Origin of the sequence: Dyadobacter sp. OTU695, from assembly GCF_038440355.1 — a bacterium.
Taxonomy (GTDB): Bacteria; Bacteroidota; Bacteroidia; order Cytophagales; family Spirosomataceae; genus Dyadobacter.
Window position 1 is genome coordinate 173510 of sequence record NZ_JASATN010000006.1, and the last position, 19234, is coordinate 192743.

The following is a 19234-nucleotide window of genomic DNA, read 5'->3' on the forward strand; positions in this document are numbered from 1 at the left end:
GGTGGTATTGTTTAATGTTTTGTACCGGCATTAGCTTCCGGAAATATACTTGTTCAGCTCAAAAATTCCTTCTATCGAAGCCGCCATATTCAGAATGCGATGACGCTGGCCAGGATGGTAACGCTGGATCTGTTCCCAGTCAAGGAAGCGGACTTCCCTGATAATCTGGCTGTCAGCTGACAGCTCGGGGTCAGCCCCTGCTTCTGCATTTCCAATAAAGGATTTTATACGGAAAAACAATTCCACCGCATGTAAGGGCGCTGCAATATGCTCGTGAACGAAAAGTAGTTCTCCTACTTCCACATCCAGTCCGGTCTCTTCCTTAAATTCACGTACCAACGCCATTTCCGCAGATTCGCCAAACCGCACGCCACCACCTGGTGGGGACCAGAAGGTACCCTCAGGCCCGTAGAGCGCGTGATTGACGAGCAAAATCCGGTCTTGCTCCACGCACACACCGCCTACCCGCACGCGCACCGAGCCTCCATACAACTTGTTTATGTCCGCATTTAAAGTCTGCAAGGCCCGTTTTTTTGAACGGGCAAAGATAACCATCCGTCCAGAATAGGCAAGACATAATTATCCCTCCCCACCTTCCGGATCCCGGGATGGGGCTATCCAACGACGGACTTTCAGCGAGATGCGCTCAGGAGTAGGGGCTTCCGGAAATATAGCTTTCGAGCGTATTGATATGCTCTTTCTGCTCATTGATGATCGCGGAAACAATATCGTTGATCGAAATGATGCCGACCAGTTGACCGTCGCGATTCACGGGCAGGTGGCGGATATGCTTGTCGGACATGATCTGCATACATTCCTCGATCTTCTCGTCTGTTTCCACTGTAATAACCCTGCTGGTCATTACGTCGCGGATCAGCGTGTCCTTCGAAGCACGTCCCTGCAATATCACTTTCCGCGCATAATCGCGCTCTGAGAAGATACCGATCAATTCATTATCTTCAAGTACCAAAACTGCCCCAATGTTTTTCTCGGCCATGAGTTCCAAAGCCTCAAACACTGTGTTGTCCTGCGTAACCGACCAAATCGCATTGACAGGCTTGTTGCCCATTACATGTTGTACCAGCATAGATGTTTAGGTTTTGGGGATTTTGAGATAAGGGAGTCTAATATATGGATTTAGCCTATTAAAATCCAATAAATTCTGAGTATTATTTTGTAAAAAAATCCGGTTTTTGATATTCAAATTCCTTGCGCTAGATTCGTTCCATGGACACCGACAAACTTTTGCCTTCCCAATTACTGCGCAAACAATTCCCTTTTAAACCCACCGAGGGGCAGCTTCGATTCTTTGAGCTTACCAATGATTTTCTTATTGAAGAAAAGGGCCTGGAACGTTACAGGGACTGTTTTTTACTCAAAGGTTATGCAGGGACGGGCAAAACGACCATCATCAGCACGTTGATCAAAGTCCTTAAAAATTTCGGATATAAATCAGTCCTTCTGGCCCCAACGGGCCGGGCAGCGAAGGTGATGTCAGGCTATTCGGAAAAGGTCGCGCTGACGATCCACAAGAAGATTTACAAACAGACCGCAGACGCATTTTCAGGCACATTAGCTTTCCAGCGACAGAAAAACTACCACGACAATACCCTTTTCATCGTCGATGAGGCGTCCATGATCACCGACGAAGCTGATTTCGGAAGCCGCAGCCTGCTTGCAGATCTCGTTGAGTTTGTATTCGAAAATCCGGGCAACAAGCTGATGCTTGTAGGCGACACTGCCCAGCTGCCGCCTGTCGGAAAGGAACTAAGCCCTGCACTGGACGGTGATTACCTGGAAAGAACATTCTATATGTCGGTTTTTCAGGAAGAATTGAAAGAGGTCATGCGGCAGGACGAACAATCGGGTATCCTTTTCAATGCCACCCAATTGCGCAGCCAGCTTAGTGCCCAGGCAGCAGAAATCCATATTACCACCCGCTCCTTCCGTGATGTTTTTAAGATGACCGGAGAAAAACTGGAAGAAGGCTTGCGATATGCGTACGATAAATACGGAACGGAAAACTCGATTATCCTGACACGTTCGAACAAGTCCGCTGTCCAGTACAACGAATACATCCGGCGAGTGATCAACTTTTCGGAAGACGAGCTCGACGCCGGCGACCGGCTGATGGTCGTACGGAACAACTACAATATCCTTGACGAGGATTCTCCGGCAGGCTTTATTGCCAACGGTGATTTTGTGGAGCTTCTCAAAATCCGCAAGACCCAGGAAATGCATGGCTTCCGTTTCGCCGACGTGACGCTACGGTTGACCGACTATGAAAAACAGCCCGAATTCGACGCAAAGATTTTCCTTGATACATTACATTCACCTTCGGCCTCGATGTCCGCCGAGGATAACAAGAAGCTCTACGAAAGTGTCCAGCAGGATTATTTCTATATCAAATCCAAAAAGGACCGCGTCGAAGCGTTGCGGAAAGATCCGTTTTTGAATGCATTGCAGGTCAAATTCGCTTACGCGCTCACGTGCCACAAGGCGCAGGGCGGCCAGTGGAGTGCCGTATTTATCGATCAGGGCTATTTGCCGGAGGAGCAGATCAATACCGAGTTTATCAGATGGCTTTACACGGCCATTACCAGGGCCACCGACGAGGTTTTCCTAATGAACTTTCACCAGCAATTTTTCAAATAAACATTATCAGGCAGGTACAGAAGCACGTTGCAGCCGGTCATTGATGGCAAGTCCCAGCCCACTGGAAGGCACCAGCTCCGCTTTAATTTCCGAGACAGGTAATGTATCCAGCTCTCGCAGGTACGCAAACAGGTTATGCGCCGCCTCTTTTAAGTCACGACTCGGACTCAGCAGACGCTGATGCTGCCGGTCGGCCCCATCGAGGTACCGGTCAAACATCAGATACCCTGTTTCTGCACCGCCCGGTACAATATCATCCCTTCTGTATAAATGCAACGGCTTGCGTGGTGCGTAATGGCTTTTGAGCATACCGGGGGCCTTGGGATTGGACGTCGAATGCGGCATCAGCACCACTGGTCCGATCAGCGATTCAATCTCGTTGATGTCCAGCCCGCCGAGCCGGTAGACGATCGTCTCATCGTTTTCAAAACCCAGGATTGTCGATTCGATCCCCACTTCGCATTCACCGCCGTCCAGAATATAAGGAATGCGGTCGCCGAGCTGCTGATCGACGTGTTCTGGTTTGGTAGGGCTGATGTATCCGAACGGATTTGCGCTCGGCGCGGCAAGTGGGAAGCTAAGCTGGCCGAGCAATGCCAGCGTCAGTGGATGGTTTGGGATCCGCACGGCAACCGTATCGAGCCCTGAGGTAACCAGATCCGGCACGATATCCTTTTTGGGCAGCAGCAAAGTCAGCGGCCCGGGCCAGAAGCGACTGGCCAGTACGCGCGCCTTTTCAGGGATATCCGATACATAAGTAGCCGCTTTCTCGATCGAATCAGTATGGATAATGAGCGGATCGAATGCGGGCCGGTTCTTTGCCTCAAAAATAGAAAGTACTGCTTTTTCGTTCAACGCATTGCCCGCCAGCCCGTAGACGGTTTCGGTAGGAATGGCTACCAATTCGCCTTTTACAAGAAATTCTTTTGCGACATCAAGGTCGCTGCCGGTAACTGCCAAAGTATGATTCAGTTTTAAAAAATACAAAAATACGGCACCGCGGAAGAAATCCGAATATCCGCATTTAGATTGTTTTTAAATAAACCTGAATGTCTAAAAGTTGGCCCTCCGTTACCTGATACGTGTTTATATTTATTGGTTAAATAGTACTATCTAAACAACCCTTTACTATGTTTCAAATCAAAGAACAACCTGCCGTTTTCGACGTCGCCATCATCGGCTCGGGCGCGGGAGGCGGAATGGCAGCTTATCAACTTGCCAAAGCAGGTGCCAAGGTGGCTCTTTTGGAAGCAGGTGGATATTTCGACCCTGCCGATCCCAAATACATTACCCAACTTAAATGGCCGTACGAGTCGCCACGCCGCGGCGCCAGTACCCACCGCCCTTTCGGTGATTTCGATGCTGCCTGGGGAGGATGGGAAATCGAAGGCGAACCCTATACACGCAAGAACGGAACGCAATTCGACTGGTTCAGGTCCCGTATGCTCGGTGGCCGTACCAATCACTGGGGCCGTATCTCCCTGCGTTTCGGACCAAAAGACTTCAAAAGAAAAAGCATCGATGGGCTCGGTGACGACTGGCCGATCAGCTACGACGATGTAAAGCCTTATTATGATCAGGTGGATAAGCTGATCGGGGTTTTTGGTACTGTCGAGGGCCTGGACAACGAGCCGGATGGCATCTTCCTGCCACCGCCGAAACCACGTCTGCACGAGCTTTTCCTGAAACAAGCCGGTAAAAAGGCGAATATTCCGGTAATCCCGTCGCGTCTGTCGATCCTTACCAAACCTATCAACGACCAGCGCGGTGTTTGTTTCTATTGCAGCCAATGCTCGCGCGCCTGCCAGGCCTATGCGGACTTCTCCTCATCGTCGGTATTATGTATTCCTGCGATCAAAACCGGTAACGTAACCTTGATCAACAATGCTATGTGCCGCGAGGTACTTACCGATCAGACAACAGGACTTGCAACAGGTGTTTCCTACATTGATCGTGAAAAACTAACCGAGCATACTATTAAAGCGAAAGTAGTAGTTCTGGCAGCCAGTGCGGCAGAGTCTTCACGTTTGCTGCTCAACTCGAAATCGGCCCGTCACCCGAATGGTCTGGCGAACTCAAGCGGCGTTGTAGGCCATTACCTGCACGACTCGACCGGCGCTTCGCGCGGCGCATTCCTGCCCCATCTGATGGATCGTAAGCGTTACAATGAGGACGGCGTAGGCGGCATGCACGTGTACACTCCCTGGTGGCTCGACAACAAGAAACTTGACTTCCCACGTGGTTACCACATCGAATACGGCGGCGGCATGGGAATGCCAAGCTACGGTTTCGGTTCAGGAATCGAAAACCTGAATGGTAAATATCCTACCAAGGATGGTATAACCAAGGCAGCAGGCGGCTACGGCTCTTCGCTCAAAGAAGATTACCGCCGTTTCTATGGCGCCAACATCGGTATGGCCGGTCGCGGAGAGGCGGTCCCCGATTTTAACAACTACTGCGAGATCGATCCGAATGTAGTCGACAAATTCGGTATCCCTGTATTGCGCTTCCATTACAAATGGTCCGACTACGAAATCAAGCAGGCCAAGCACATGCATGATACTTTCGAGGAGATGATCCATGCATTGGGCGGCGTTGCGAATGGCACCAAGCCTGGCGCCGATACCAATTATGGTCTGGCCGCACCGGGCCGCATCATTCACGAGGTAGGCACCGTGCGTATGGGTGACGATCCGAAAACTTCCGCATTGAACAAATTCTCCCAGGCACATGATGCCAAGAACGTCTTTGTCGTAGACGGTGGATCTTTCGTATCACAGGCCGATAAAAACCCGACCTGGACCATCCTGGCGCTATCAATGCGTGCTTCGGAGTATATTATCAATCAGGTTAAACAGAAAAACATCTAACATTTGAACCCTGTTCAAATTATACCCATATGAAACGCAGAGATTCATTAAAGTCATTGACACTGAGCTCCCTGGGAATGGTGGCGTTAAGCCCTCAGGTAGCTCTTGCCGAGCAGCGGGAGCTCGATATGCAAAACCCACCGGAAACCCCGCTTAAAATTCCGGGAGGCAGAACGAAGGAAGAAGCGATCCGTGATGCGAAACTGGCCAAGGAGAAATTCCTGACAGTAGCTGAACTGGCGACCATCAAGGTTTTGGTGGACATTATCATCCCGGCCGACGACAAATCCGGCAGCGCATCACAGGCAGGTGTGGTTGAATTTATCGACTTCATTGTCAAAGATATGCCTCAACATCAGACACCATTGCGCGGAGGTTTGAGATGGCTCGAAAGAGAATCGCTCAACCGCTTCGGCAAAGGATTTACACTGGCGACCAAGGCGCAGCAAATCCAGATCGTGGATGATATTGCATATCCCGAAAAAGCCAAACCAATTCACAGCCAAGGTGTTGCGTTCTTCAATTTTATGCGCAATCTGACAGCTTCGGGCTACTATACTTCCAAAATCGGCATCGCTGATCTTGGCTATAAAGGCAACACACCGAATGTGTGGGAAGGTGTTCCGGATGATGTGTTGAAGCAGTATGGTTTGAGCTACGATTAAAATCTTTGAACCACTTGTCGCAGGTTATACCATTAGGATGTCAATGGTGCAACCTGCCGCAAGTGGTTCAAACGGCAATCCGTGTAAAATTATTTTGAGCGCTGCAAACGAGATGGTACCTTTGAGTTGACTGATTCAGCGGTCAATAACTACTCACCACCGGAATGCTGACAAATATGCGCAAGATTTACCTGCTATTTTTCATTCTCTTCTTTTCTTCATACGCTAAAGCTCAGGTCTGCACGGCACCTACATTTGCCAGCCAGCAACAAATTGATGACTTCAAAATTCAAAACCCCGGTTGCAAAGCAATCTCGGGAGATGTGGTTATCAGCGGAGCAGATATCACAAATCTGAACGGCTTCTCCAATATCTCCACCATTAATGGTAGTGTGATGATAGCCAATAATGCAACTCTTTCAAATTTGACCGGTCTCGGATCGCTGGAAGAGGTAATAGGCCGTCTGACGATCATTAATAATCCATCCTTACTCAACGTAGATGGACTTGGAGCCCTTACCAATATCTACGATGGAATTAATGTGGAAAGTAATCAGTCGCTGACAAACCTTTCCGGCTTGCAATCTCTTGCATATGTAGGGACCTACCTCAGGGTTGTTTATAACCCGGTTTTAACAAGTGTTGAAGTATTTAATAAAATAACTTCCGTCACAGATTTCCTGTCGGTTGGCGCAAATCCATTGCTGGAAAGTTTAACAGGTCTTCACAATATTTCGTCAGCCCATTCAGTTTCCATAGCCTTGAATGATAAGCTATTGAATCTTGATGGTCTGCAATCCCTAAAAAGTACTGAGGGCTATCTTTACATTGGGTACAATCCATTGCTTACCAATTTACAAGGCCTCAACAAATTGAAAAGTATTGGTTATTACCTGAACATTACAAATAATAATGCACTCGCTTCGCTTAGCGGCCTGGATAGTCTTGGGTTTGCCAGTCAAGTTCAGATTCAAAACTGCGGGAAATTGTCTGAATGCGCCATCCGCCCCATCTGTTTGCTTCTTAAAACAAGGCCAACGATTTTCTACGTGACTTCAAATGCAACGGGATGCAACTCTACGGAGGAAATATCGACACTGTGCAGCTCAATGCCCGTGGATCTCGTAAGTTTTTCCGGCGAAAGTAAGGCTGAGGGAAATGTGCTGAAATGGACAACTGCTTCCGAAAGCAATAACAAGGGCTTTGAAGTGGAAAACAGCCCAAATGGCCGATTGTTCCAAAAAATCGGTTTTATAAATGGTAATACCGACAGCCGAGAGAAGCTGGATTACTCATTTACTGACCCGGCGCCTCATCCACTAACTTACTACCGCCTGAAACAGATCGACTGGGATGGCACTTCAACCTATTCAAAAATAATTAACGTGAAGGCAAAAGAACAACCTGTCGCTGTGTATCCTAATCCATCACGCGGACATCTCACCATTCGCGCTAAAAACCAGAATCAGCCTTATAACATAAAAAACGCCCAAGGAATTACCGTGATAGAATCCACAATCGTTCCTGATAGGAAGATCACCACAGTTTCATTACAGGATGGAATCTATTTTCTGACCGTTGGTTCCGAAGTCGTTAAGATACTGGTAGCTAATGACTAGAAAATCGCTTTGATCGACTCGTTTATTTTATCAATCCTAGAACATAATCCGCATTAGCCATATGCAACTATCTGGCAACATAAAAGAATCATATTCAAACCAGTATGATGAAAATTCAGTAAAATGGCGGAGCACCGGTGCGCGCTATAAAGCGCTTAATATTGTTGAACTTTCCAAATCGATTCAGTTCAAAAACGTGTTGGAAGTCGGTGCAGGTGAAGGAAGTATTCTGAGCTGGCTGTCGCAATGGGATTTTTGTCCGGATTTAAACTGTGTTGAAATCTCTGAGAGCGGGATCGAACTGATCAAGTCGAAAAATATCAAGAATCTCAATGATGTGCTGTTGTTCGACGGGTACAAAATCCCGTATCCCGACAATCACTTTGACCTGGTCATTTGCTCGCACGTTTTGGAGCATGTGGAGCACGAAAGGATATTATTGCGAGAGATTAAACGGGTTTCAAAGTATCAGATTTTCGAAGTACCGATCGATTTTTCATTCTATGTCGACCGGAAATTGGAGCATTTTCTTTCTTACGGCCATATCAATATTTATACGCCGGCATTATTCAGGTTCCTGCTTAAATCTGAAAATTTTGAGGTAAAAAAGGATATTAATCACCTGTATCACGACGAAGTACTAAAACTCTCATTCAGCAATAGAATCGCACCCTATTACATTACGAAAATTAAGCATGCCATCCTGGGGATGGTACCCTATCTGCGGGGTATTAAGCCCAGCTCATATGCTGTATTGACGCAGAAGAACGAAAAGCAGCTTTCCATTTTCTAGCCGCAAATATTGTTTTACATAAACGAAAGCCCAGTCTCGAATGGAAACTGGGCTTTCGTTTGTAAATGACCGCGGAGCGGGATCAATACAGCTTCTGACGCTGCTGTTTCACCGTCTCGTCTGTGAGGAATTCGTCGTAAGTCATTAGCTTGTCAAGGATTCCTTTTGGCCCGATCTCGATAATGCGGTTGGCAACCGTTTCTACGAACTGGTGGTCGTGTGAATAGAACAACAAAGCGCCTGTAAAGTCGATCAGACCGTTGTTCAATGCTGTGATCGATTCAAGGTCAAGGTGGTTGGTTGGGTCATCGAGTACCAGTGCATTGGCGCCCGAGAGCATCGTACGCGAGAGCATACAACGCACCTTTTCACCTCCCGAAAGCACTTTTGCCTTTTTCAATGACTCTTCACCGGAGAAAAGCATTCTTCCGAGAAAGCCGCGGATGAAGCTTTCGTCCTTTTCCTCCGAATACTGGCGAAGCCAGTCTACCAGGTTTAAATCTACATCAAAGAACTGTCCGGGATCTTTCGGGAAGTAGGATTTTGTAATGGTAACCCCCCAGGTAAATTCTCCTTTATCAGCCTTGTCTACTTCGCTCACAATATCAAACAATGAACTGATAGCCAAAACATTCCGGCTTACAAATGCAATTTTATCACCTTTATTAATGGTGAAGGTCAGGTTATCGAACAGCTTGGTGCCGTCTTCGGCAGTTTTGGAAAGCCCTTCCACACGGAGAATCTGGTCACCTACCTCGCGCTCCGATTTGAATGCGATGTAAGGATACTTGCGGGACGAAGGCTTGATGTCATCCACTGTGAGTTTTTCCAACAGCTTGGCCCGGGAAGTAGCCTGTTTCGATTTGGAAGCATTCGCGCTGAAACGGCGGATGAACTCCTCCAATTCCTTGCGCTTATCTTCCGATTTCTTATTCGCATCCTGGCGCTGTTTCAATGCGAGCTGGCTGGATTGATACCAGAATGAATAGTTACCCGAGAACAGCTGTACTTTGCTGAAATCGATATCCACGACGTGCGTACAAACTTCATCGAGGAAGTGACGGTCGTGGGAAACGACTATTACCGTGTTTTTGAAATCTGCCAGGAAGTTTTCCAGCCACAGCACAGTTTCAACGTCAAGGTTGTTGGTAGGCTCATCGAGCAGGAGCACATCGGGGTTACCGAAAAGCGCCTGCGCGAGTAGAACGCGCACTTTGTCATTTGCATTCAAGTCGCCCATTAGAGAATGGTGCAGGTCTTCGCCCAAGCCCAAACCGCTCAAAAGTTGTGCGGCTTCGGTTTCAGCCTCCCAACCATTCAGATCCGCGAATTCTGCTTCCAGATTCGCCGCCTTTTCGCCATCCTCGTCTGTAAAATCCTCTTTCGCATAAATGGCTTCCCGCTCTTTCATTACTTTATAAAGGCGTTCGTGGCCCAGAATCACCGTGTCCATAACGGTGTATGCGTCGAACTCGAACTGGTCCTGTTTCAGGAACGTCATCCGCTCGCCGGGATTCATGCTTACATTACCCGTCTGCGGCTCGATCTCACCTGAAAGAATCTTCAAAAATGTGGATTTCCCGGCTCCATTGGCACCAATTACGCCGTAGCAGTTACCTGGAACAAACTTTATATTTACTTCGTCGAACAATACCCTTTTACCGTATCGCAGCGATACGTTCTGAACCGTAATCATCTGAAAATTGATTATTTATGAATGAGACCGCAAAATTACAAAAATCGGTCTGATTTAGCATCCTTGGAGAAACTAAATACAAACTAAACAGGCCGGTAACATACCGGCCTGCCTGTTAAAATTGGACGTTTCCCGTTGGTCAGGGGATCACGCGTAGCGTGTGCGCGCCCTTGGCCACACTCACTTTTGCGCCCTGCTTTTTCAATGCCGGGGTATCGCCTTTGGTAACCGACCAGAATTCCACCCCACCGTTGCCGCTTCCATATTCGAGGTATTCGAACACGGAAACCGCCAGGTTAGAACCGTCTTTGTCGAACGCTACGCTCTGCGGGTAAATGCCGTCGAACGGGTAGTCAGCCACTTTGGTCAATGCACCGGTGGCCGCTACTTTATACAGTGAGAGTGAAGCCCCTGTACCTGCGCCGGCTTCCGCCCATGGCGAGCCGCTTTTACCTGCATTCGCAGTCACAAGCAACGTACCATCGGGGCTCAATGCAAAAGAACCGGTATTGAGGCCCACGGGCGCTTGTCCGGCTACCTTATGTTCAACGGCGCCGTCCATTGAAAAGTCCACCACGATGACTTCGCCTTCTGCCGAACCTTTACCCTGCGCTCCTTTCGTATCGAGTACCAGGTAATGTTTTCCATCGGCGGTGAATTTTCCAAAAGAAGGATCAACACCTACTTTTACAGGTTTACCTACCATCTCTACGTTTTTCAGCTTTCCGGCCTCGCGGATCACTTTGTAGAGTCCAACTTCGTTGGAATTATCAAGGGTGAATGCGATGAAATCACCTGATGGATGCCAGGATATATCTACAATGCGGCTGGTTGTATCCAATGCAGCAGGCAGGTTCAGGAAACGCGCCGGCTTGCCGTCCGGCCCAGCCTCGATAAATACCAGTTCTTTGCCTGTATCGCTGGTTGAAAGGATCAGTTCGTTCTTATTGACATCGATAGAGGTCGGCTTTTTACCGACCGGGAAGCCGAACTTAGCTTTCGGCGCGGCCAGATTGCTGATATCGACCACAAACAGCTTCTCGCCTACCGGAAATTCTTTCGACAGCTCCTTGTATTCTCCTACACCATCCTCCGGTCTGATCCGGTTTTCAAGCACAAATGCAAGCGTTCCTGTCGGGGACACGGCCAGTGTTTTCGAATATCCCAAAGCTGAATTGGAAACCAGGGCAGTCCCAAGGCCTTTGCTTCCTCTTTCTACCGGGAATTTAATGGTCGTGAGTTGATCTTTTGATGTGTTGTCTCTTAGTAGCTTACCATCCACCAATGCAGAAGCTGCCAAATCGGCATCAGACACAACAACCAGGCCCCGTGCATTGAACGTAATGGGTGATTGGGCTATCGCAGGGATGCTTCCCAACGCAGCCAAACCAGCAAAGAATGCAACTTTTTTCATAGAAAAGAATTTAAGTTTTAGGTGGTTTGAACAATTTGAGTTTACATCAAAAAGAACCTTGCAGCGGCATTATATCCTGCAAGGTTCTTTTCAAGAATCCGCAATATACAATAAAAAGAAAAACCCCGGCAAGCATTTGCCGGGGTTTCGGGTCACAGGAAGTAAAAATTACGCTGCAACAGAAAGTCTGTTGACGAATTTCGCCAATTTAGACTTCTGGTTGGAAGCTTTCTTCTTGTGGATGATATTTTTCTTCGCCAAACGGTCCAACATTGAAGATACAGTTTTGTAAACTTCAACAGCTACTGCCTTATCAGACGTTTCACGCAATTTCTTGATGTATGAACGGGTAGTCTTGTGCTGGTAACGATTACGCAAACGCTTAGTCTCGTTAGCGCGGATTCTTTTTAAAGCTGATTTATGATTTGCCATTTGTAATGAATATTTTTCTATTTCTCATTTCGGTCTGCAAAAATAGAAATTGCATCTCAAAACGCCAAATTTCCTCTCAAAATATATTTCAACTAAATAAACTTACTTAGGCATACGCTGAACATCGGAGGCCAGGTACTCCTCTATCCGCGATTCAAGTTCGTTGTAAGGGATATTGCTGTGTAGCTCCCCTTCTACCGCCAGCGATATTTTGCCAGTTTGCTCCGAGATCACGATCACAATCGCGTCGGTTGCCTCGCTCATACCCATCGCCGCCCGGTGGCGGAAGCCCAGCGAAGAAGGCACGTCGACTCCATCTGCAACCGGCAGCACACAGCGCGCCGCCTTCAGAACACCATCGACGATGATCACCGCTCCATCGTGCAGCTCGCTGTACTGATTGAAAAGGGACACGAGCAACGGTTTAGAAACCCTCGCTTCCAGCATCTCGCCGGTCTCCACATATTTACCAAGGTCATCCCGTTTGTTCAGCACGATCAACGCGCCTGTAAAGTTTGACGCGATAGTCTTGCTGGCATCGATTACCTCTTTCAGGTTTTTGACCTTTAAATCCAGCATCGAACTGCCAATGATCTTTTTAAGAAAACCATTATTGGTATAAATCGTCGACTTTCCTATGATTAGCAAAAAACGGCGGATTTCCTGTTGGAAAATCACGATCAGGGCCACCGCTCCGACGCCCATAAAGTATTGTAGAATGGCTGTCAGCAGCCCCAGGCCGAGCCCTTTGACGACCAGATAGAAGACATACACAAACAAATACCCCAGAAAAACCCTGCTTGCAATACTTCCCCGAACAAGGGTATATACCTGATAAAGAAGAATGGACACTAAAAAAACATCCAGGATATCAGCCCAATTGATGTTCAGAAAACCCACACGCATACGAAAGGTGATATTTTAGAGCGACTAAATTACTATTTTAATTTGGATAGTTACCTGCGGCTATCCAGAGTTTTATCGCTTCCACGGCAGGTTTTACATCATGCACACGAAGGATCGATGCCCCGCGCTCCAATGCGAGCGTGTTGAGAACCGTTGTTCCGTTCAACGCCTCCTCTGGCGAAACCTGCAAGGTTTTATAGACCGTAGTCTTGCGTGAAACACCCACCAGCACCGGGTATCCAAGCAATTTAAACTGTTCCAACTCCCGCATTAGCTCGAAATTCTGCGCAATGGTTTTAGCAAAACCAAATCCCGGGTCGATGATCAAATCTGCAACTCCCTTACTTTGCAGGACCGCGACTTTCTGCCGTAAGTCGCGGAGAATATCCGGCACCAGTCGCTCGTACGTCGTCAGTTGGTTCATCGTCTGTGGGGTGCCACGCATATGCATTAATATATACGGCACACGAAGCCTGGCGACAGCCTCGAACATAGCATCATCGAGCGTTCCGCCGGCAACATCGTTAATGATATGGGCACCTTTACCAATGGCCCGTTCAGCCACTTCGGCGCGAAAGGTATCAACAGAAATAATCAGGTCGGGAAAATACTTAGCTAGTGGCTCGACCGCCGATTCGACGCGGTCGCCTTCCTCCTGGGCGCTCACCTCGCGGGCGCCCGGACGTGTGGAATAGCCGCCGATGTCGAGCATACCCGCCCCTTCCGAGATCATCTGGCCGGCTCTTTCGATGATCTCGTCCACCGAAGCCACCCGGCTCCCGGAGTAGAACGAGTCGGGTGTAATATTCAGAATACCCATTACCAAGGGTGTCGACAGATCGATCAGCGTGCCCCGGATATTGAGCGTTTTTTTACTAACTTGCAACATAAATTCTTTTCAAAAACAGGCAAAGGAATGAATATCAAAGCATTCTCTTCCTACCGTCTGAAAGTCTCTAACTTATTTGAAACAGTGAAATCCACAGAATCGGAATATCAGGAAATCATTCAGTATTGCCAAGATCTTTTTACAAAAAAAAACAAGGACTACGGAACATCCTGGCGCATCCTGCGGCTCCCTTCCATCACAGATCAGATTTTTATCAAGGCCCAGCGCATCCGTACTATCCAGGACAAAGGTGTACAGAAAGTAAACGAAGATGTGTCTTCGGAATTCATCGGGATCATCAATTACTGCGTGATGGCCTTGATCCAGATTTCGGCGGCGGAGCGAAACGAGGCCATCGATGACTCTGCATTAACAATTCTTTACAATCAGCAGGTGAACGAAGTGAAGGAATTGTTGTTTAATAAAAACCATGATTATGGCGAAGCGTGGCGCGACATGCGTGTGAGCTCCATGACCGATATCATTCTCATGAAACTGCTAAGGATCAAACAAATCGAGGACAATCAGGGACTCACCCTTGTTTCCGAGGGTGTTAAAGCCGGATACCAGGATATTATCAATTATTCGGTATTCTGCCTGATCAAATCGAATGCCTTACAGACCAACTAACAAAGACACACCAAACCGCCGTCTAGTTTGCAATGAAAATCTTTGCCCAGATCTCACGAGTTGTAGTAGGATTACTTTTCATTTTTTCGGGAATCATCAAGCTCAACGACCCCATCGGGACGCAGTACAAGCTGGAAGAATATTTCGAGGTTTTCGCGACCGATCTGCCGGCATTGCATGATTTCTTCATGGCACTCGTGCCACTGGCGCTATATTTCTCGGTCTTTCTCTGCACCGCCGAGGTGGTTTTGGGTATTGCGTTGCTTGTCGCCTACAAGCCCAGGACAATATCCTGGCTACTGCTGGCGATCATCGTCTTTTTTACATTCCTGACATTCTATTCGGCCTATTTCAATAAGGTTACCGACTGCGGCTGTTTTGGTGCGGCAATCAAGCTCACGCCCTGGACATCGTTCGGCAAAGACATCTTCCTGCTGGCGCTGATTTTGGTAATTGTATATTACCGGAAGAAATTCAAATCCTACCCCACCGGCATTATCGTGGTCATTTCTACACTGGTCTCGCTGGGTGTTGCCGTGTATTCATTAAGGCATTTACCGATCATGGATTTGCTGCCCTACCGGGTGGGCGCAAGCATTCCTGCGCAAATGAAACCTTCCGAGCCGCTGCGCTATTTATATGTTTTCGAAAAAGACGGCAAAACACTGGAATATGAGCAGTACCCAAGTGATACGACACTGAAATTCAAGGAAATGGTAGTACTCAACGAGGATGCCAAACCTAAGATCACCGATTACAAAGTTTGGAATGATGCGGGTGACTTCACCGAAAGCACCTTCCAGGGTAAAAAGCTTTTTCTGATCATTAAAAGCCTGACCGACATTAATACCGCAGCATTGCCGGATATTAATAAGCTCATCAATGCGGTAAAAAGCAAGGGCGTGGAGCCAGTCATTCTCACTTCGGGCAACAGCGAGGACATAGCCAAGTTCCTCTCGCAGCACCAGCTTACGGCGCCATACTATTATGTAGATGCGACTGTTTTAAAAACCATTTCGCGATCAAACCCCGGCTTGTGGCTTTTGAAAGACGGCGTTGTAAAAGGCAAATGGCACTACAACGACACCCCTACCGCCGAAGAGGTGGTGGATCTCGTCAAATAATGTGACCGACACCTAACCCAGATGAAGAATATTATCCTGGTCGGAATGATGTCATCCGGCAAAACAACATTGGGCAAAAAGCTCGCCCGCGCACTGAACTATCAATTCGTAGATCTGGACAAGCTGATCGAAAAAGATCAGGGAATGGAGATCTCTTCCATTTTCGTGCAACGGGGAGAGGCCTACTTCCGGGAAGTGGAAAGCAGGATTTTAAAACAAACTTCAACCCAAAAAGGCATTGTAGTAGCTTCCGGGGGAGGAACACCATGCTTTTTCGACAATATGAATGTGATCAGGGAAATGGGCATCAGCATTTTCCTGGACGTTCCCGCCGAAGATCTCGCGAGAAGGATCGAAAACCATGGCAAAGACGACCGCCCGATCCTGTCGGGCGCAACTTCGCTGGTTGATACGCTGCGAAGCCGCATTAACGACAGGCTGCCTTATTACTCACAGGCAGATTTTACATTGAAAGGAGAAATTGACGTCAGCCATTTGCTGGAAGTACTTACCCCTTTGCTATAAACTAAAAAACCTGCTTATCGCAGGTTTTTTAGTTACGGGATTCAAAAGTGGTCAGAAGAATACTCCACCTGTCACCATCACATTCACCGGCCGGTTGGTAATCTCAACTGATGCATAGTCATTGGGATTGTTGAGATAATAGGGCGTATAGGCTGACTTGTAGGTGGTAAAGGTCCCTGTCAAATCAATGAAAAAGCGGTCTGTACGCACTCCTACGCCCGCCGAGGCGAGGATTTTGCTGCGATCGATGCCGTCTGTGCGGTCAAGATAGGGATCTGAAATATAGGCACCTCCGAGCCTCGCACGGAAGATATTCGCCCTGACTTCACCACCCAATCTGAAATTGACCGTATTGCGGAAAGTGTCTTTCACTTCCGCGTTCGTTTCATTCTTAAAGTCTCTATTACCTGCGGAATCCCAAAAACTTGTTCTCGCCCGCATGCCGCCGTAACCAACGTATTCCACTGTTGCAGTCAAAAAACCTTTGTTTTGGAAAAACACGGTACCTCCTAAATTCCCCCGTATCGGACCAGTCAGGCTATATTCAAAATCGTTCGGAGCAACCGGAAGCGAAGTGTAAGGGGGCGTTATCAGATTACCGTCTGGCCCTGTTACCTTTCCGTCCACATATCCAGCCGCGACACTCTGGCTAAATGTCTCCTTAATCGCGCTGAAAGTCGGGCTGATGATCGTTCCGCCTATCTGGAACATTGGGTTAAACTTGTAAATGGCCCCCAATGAAAGGTTAACCCCTGTACCCTTCACCACGAAATCCTCAAACTGATCAATATAGGCCAACTCCGGGCTATCGACATAGTCATCACTAAATCTCGAAGAATATTCATACCTGAGGCGACTGAAACCAACGTTACCACCAAGGTAAAACTTGTCGTTCAAATTACCGGCGTAGGCAAATGTCCATTGCGAAGTAGAGCCTTTTGAAGTAAAATCACCTGTCTGATCTACCACACTGTTTCCATCCAAAGCTCTGTAAGGAGGGCCGGCAGCAGTAGTTGGATTAATCAGATACATTTGGTAGTAAGCTGCGGGAAGGCTATACGCCGTGGGCCCTCCCTGAGCCTGACTATTAAATTTCTTTTCCAAATCACTGACAGACGTCTTCGCGTCGTTAACACCTTCTACCACATTATCCAGGTAGGCGCTGTTGCTATTCCTACCTCCGTACCTGTACCCGTTTTGAAACGATTGCTGGCGGGAAAACGAAACGCCGAACGACGACCTTTTCCACTTCCGCTGGAATCCCGGCTGGCTGGCGAACACGACGGAAGCGCCCTGTATCGGATTAAATTTAGTTTTGCCACTACCCGCATATTTGTTACTATTACCCAAATAGTCGGCAGTCGTTCCGGCGATTCTCAAATCTGAACTTAAAGTAACCTCCGAGCGGGTATAGAACCCCAACCCGGCCGGGTTACCATAAATAGAGCTGGCGTCCCCGCCAATGGCTGCATGATTACCACCCAGCCCCTGAAAACGGGCAGACCCGGTTTGATTGATTTCTGAATAGCGAAGCGCATCGGTAGCGTATTGTGCAAATGCTGCTGACGAGGAGAGCAGCGAAAGGAGGAGCGCAATTCCTGAGTATGTTTTCGACATGGCAGTTAATACTTATTTCAATACAGTTTAAACGAAAACCCTGCAAAATTATGACATTTTGCAGGGTTTGGCATTGATTATCTCTGTTTCAGGACAATCGAAGATTATCTTGGACCTCTTGAAGAACGGCTGGAACTGCCGCCACCACCGCCTCCACTACTGGATGGCGCGCTGTAACTTCTCGAAGGAGCGCTATAAGACGGCTGACTGTACGTACGGGTCGGCGCGCTGTAAGATTCGCTTCTCGGAGTCGAATAGCTTCTGCTGGGTGCGCTGTAATCCGACTGACTTCTCGATGGCACACTGTTGTTGTATGACGGTGCGCTGTAAGAAGAGCTCCTTGACGAACGCGGAGATGAATAGCTTGTTCCGCCGGTACTTCCTCCCTCAGATGAATAATTGCTCGAATTCGCCGACCGTGGACGTGAGTAATACACGTTGCCGCCATCCACCACACCACGGGATCCGTAAGACTCTCCGCTTGTTCTTCCGCCATTAGCCACAGCATCGCCGCGACCTGAGCTCCGCGTTGATCTCGGAGATGAATAGGTATCACCGGAAATCACACGACCACCATCCCTGCTGCCCCTTGTGGAAGTCTCGGAACGCGAGCGCGAAGAATTTACAAAATTGGAGTTGTAGCGTTCGCTGTTACGACCTCTGCTTGCATCCACTACGCGCGGACCATAGGTTCTTGAAATACCTCTTTCAGGATTGTTGATCACGATAACCGGACGGCTGTAAGCCCAGGGCGAATATCCGTAACCACCGTAGAAGCTATCGTAGTAGCCGCCACCCCAACCGTACATACTGTTATAACCCCAGGGACTGTATCCCCATGGGCTGTAACCAAATGGATCATAACCGTAGCCCATCATGCCTCCATAACCCAGCATGCTGCCGTATCCCCATGGCGAGTAGCCAAACATCGATCCGTAACCGAAGCCGAAGGATGGACGCATTCTGAATCCGCCATAACCGAAGTTGAGCGAAAGACCTGCGTAGCTTCCAGGCCAGTAAGAACCCAGACCACCATAATAAGGAGTATTGAAGCTGGCTGCATTATATCCGTCGACAAAACCGGCATTATAACCTACATCTGTCGAAATCTGACGTTTTACGCCTCTGGACGACAGGTAGTTTTCGTCGTAATAATCGGATGTGCCGTTCTCGGAATTATTGCCTGTGTAGGCGTAATCCGGATTGTCCAGACGGGAGACTTCCTGGTCTGCACCCCTGTCTGCCAACACGAGGCCTCCGCCGGAGCTTCCTCCGTAGAGATCATCATATCCGTCGCCCGATCGTGATGCATATTGATTTGAAGTACATCCCCAAGCTCCCAACAGCACCAGCAAAGACAAATATTTTGCTTTATTGAATATACTCATGGCTTTGAAGG

At 48.1% G+C, this 19234-nt stretch carries 18 protein-coding genes; 8 read left to right on the forward strand and 10 right to left on the reverse strand.

Translation table 11 applies throughout. The annotated features are described in order from the left end of the window. Positions 1-30: 30 nt before the first annotated feature. Together AAHB90_RS13860 and AAHB90_RS13865 are read right to left on the reverse strand one after the other, a co-directional pair. Positions 31-522, reverse strand: a complete 492-nt coding sequence (locus AAHB90_RS13860; RefSeq protein ID WP_342085795.1) for an NUDIX hydrolase — start codon at positions 520-522, stop codon at positions 31-33. Positions 523-646: 124 nt separating this feature from the next. Continuing rightward, positions 647-1069 (reverse strand): CBS domain-containing protein, encoded by a 423-nt coding sequence (locus AAHB90_RS13865; RefSeq protein ID WP_446717904.1) that lies wholly within the window; start codon positions 1067-1069, stop codon positions 647-649. 158 nt (positions 1070-1227) lie between these two features. Between AAHB90_RS13865 and AAHB90_RS13870 the strand changes: the two genes are divergently transcribed. Then, positions 1228-2655 carry an ATP-dependent DNA helicase gene (locus tag AAHB90_RS13870; protein ID WP_342085797.1) on the forward strand — a complete coding sequence of 476 codons (1428 nt, stop codon included), beginning with the start codon at positions 1228-1230 and terminating at the stop codon, positions 2653-2655. Positions 2656-2661: 6 nt separating this feature from the next. On the opposite strand, the gene AAHB90_RS13875 is transcribed toward AAHB90_RS13870, so the two are convergent. Next, positions 2662-3615, reverse strand: a complete 954-nt coding sequence (locus AAHB90_RS13875) for an L-threonylcarbamoyladenylate synthase (protein ID WP_342085798.1) — start codon at positions 3613-3615, stop codon at positions 2662-2664. Between the two features lie 170 nt (positions 3616-3785). Here AAHB90_RS13875 and AAHB90_RS13880 point away from each other — a divergent pair, with 170 nt between their 5' ends. From AAHB90_RS13880 to AAHB90_RS13895, 4 genes are all read left to right on the forward strand, one after another. After that, a complete protein-coding gene (locus AAHB90_RS13880; protein WP_342085799.1) occupies positions 3786-5525 on the forward strand; it encodes a GMC family oxidoreductase in 1740 nt (579 codons plus the stop codon). A 29-nt stretch (positions 5526-5554) separates the two neighbouring features. After that, a complete protein-coding gene (locus AAHB90_RS13885; RefSeq protein ID WP_342085800.1) occupies positions 5555-6190 on the forward strand; it encodes a gluconate 2-dehydrogenase subunit 3 family protein in 636 nt (211 codons plus the stop codon). Between the two features lie 176 nt (positions 6191-6366). Beyond that, complete coding sequence (locus AAHB90_RS13890) at positions 6367-7809, forward strand: T9SS type A sorting domain-containing protein (RefSeq protein ID WP_342085801.1); 1443 nt, start codon at positions 6367-6369, stop codon at positions 7807-7809. A 61-nt stretch (positions 7810-7870) separates the two neighbouring features. Further along, a complete protein-coding gene (locus AAHB90_RS13895; RefSeq protein WP_342085802.1) occupies positions 7871-8602 on the forward strand; it encodes a class I SAM-dependent methyltransferase in 732 nt (243 codons plus the stop codon). 82 nt (positions 8603-8684) lie between these two features. Here AAHB90_RS13895 and AAHB90_RS13900 read toward each other — a convergent pair whose 3' ends face one another. The 5 genes from AAHB90_RS13900 to folP all read right to left on the reverse strand — a co-directional run bounded on the left by AAHB90_RS13900 (position 8685) and on the right by folP (position 13939). Continuing rightward, positions 8685-10298 carry an ABC-F family ATP-binding cassette domain-containing protein gene (locus AAHB90_RS13900; RefSeq protein ID WP_342085803.1) on the reverse strand — a complete coding sequence of 538 codons (1614 nt, stop codon included), beginning with the start codon at positions 10296-10298 and terminating at the stop codon, positions 8685-8687. Positions 10299-10437: 139 nt separating this feature from the next. Beyond that, entirely contained in the window at positions 10438-11712 is a 1275-nt protein-coding gene (locus tag AAHB90_RS13905) for a WD40 repeat domain-containing protein (RefSeq protein ID WP_342085804.1), read from the reverse strand. A gap of 168 nt (positions 11713-11880) precedes the next feature. Continuing rightward, positions 11881-12144 (reverse strand): 30S ribosomal protein S20, encoded by a 264-nt coding sequence (gene rpsT, locus AAHB90_RS13910; protein ID WP_342085805.1) that lies wholly within the window; start codon positions 12142-12144, stop codon positions 11881-11883. Between the two features lie 102 nt (positions 12145-12246). Beyond that, a complete protein-coding gene (gene cdaA, locus AAHB90_RS13915) occupies positions 12247-13050 on the reverse strand; it encodes a diadenylate cyclase CdaA (RefSeq protein ID WP_342085806.1) in 804 nt (267 codons plus the stop codon). Positions 13051-13087: 37 nt separating this feature from the next. Next, positions 13088-13939, reverse strand: a complete 852-nt coding sequence (gene folP, locus AAHB90_RS13920) for a dihydropteroate synthase (protein WP_342085807.1) — start codon at positions 13937-13939, stop codon at positions 13088-13090. Between the two features lie 27 nt (positions 13940-13966). On the opposite strand from folP, the gene AAHB90_RS13925 reads away from it, so the two are divergent. Genes AAHB90_RS13925 through AAHB90_RS13935 form a run of 3 tightly spaced genes read left to right on the forward strand, consistent with a single transcriptional unit; the run spans position 13967 to position 16218 of the window. After that, a complete protein-coding gene (locus AAHB90_RS13925) occupies positions 13967-14569 on the forward strand; it encodes a DUF1599 domain-containing protein (protein WP_446717901.1) in 603 nt (200 codons plus the stop codon). 32 nt (positions 14570-14601) lie between these two features. Further along, positions 14602-15693 carry a BT_3928 family protein gene (locus AAHB90_RS13930; RefSeq protein ID WP_342085808.1) on the forward strand — a complete coding sequence of 364 codons (1092 nt, stop codon included), beginning with the start codon at positions 14602-14604 and terminating at the stop codon, positions 15691-15693. 21 nt (positions 15694-15714) lie between these two features. Then, entirely contained in the window at positions 15715-16218 is a 504-nt protein-coding gene (locus tag AAHB90_RS13935) for a shikimate kinase (protein ID WP_342085809.1), read from the forward strand. Positions 16219-16269: 51 nt separating this feature from the next. Here the strand turns inward: AAHB90_RS13935 and AAHB90_RS13940 are convergent, their stop codons facing one another. Continuing rightward, positions 16270-17835 (reverse strand): hypothetical protein, encoded by a 1566-nt coding sequence (locus tag AAHB90_RS13940; RefSeq protein ID WP_342085810.1) that lies wholly within the window; start codon positions 17833-17835, stop codon positions 16270-16272. A 104-nt stretch (positions 17836-17939) separates the two neighbouring features. Continuing rightward, entirely contained in the window at positions 17940-19223 is a 1284-nt protein-coding gene (locus tag AAHB90_RS13945; protein WP_342085811.1) for a hypothetical protein, read from the reverse strand. Positions 19224-19234: the final 11 nt, after the last annotated feature.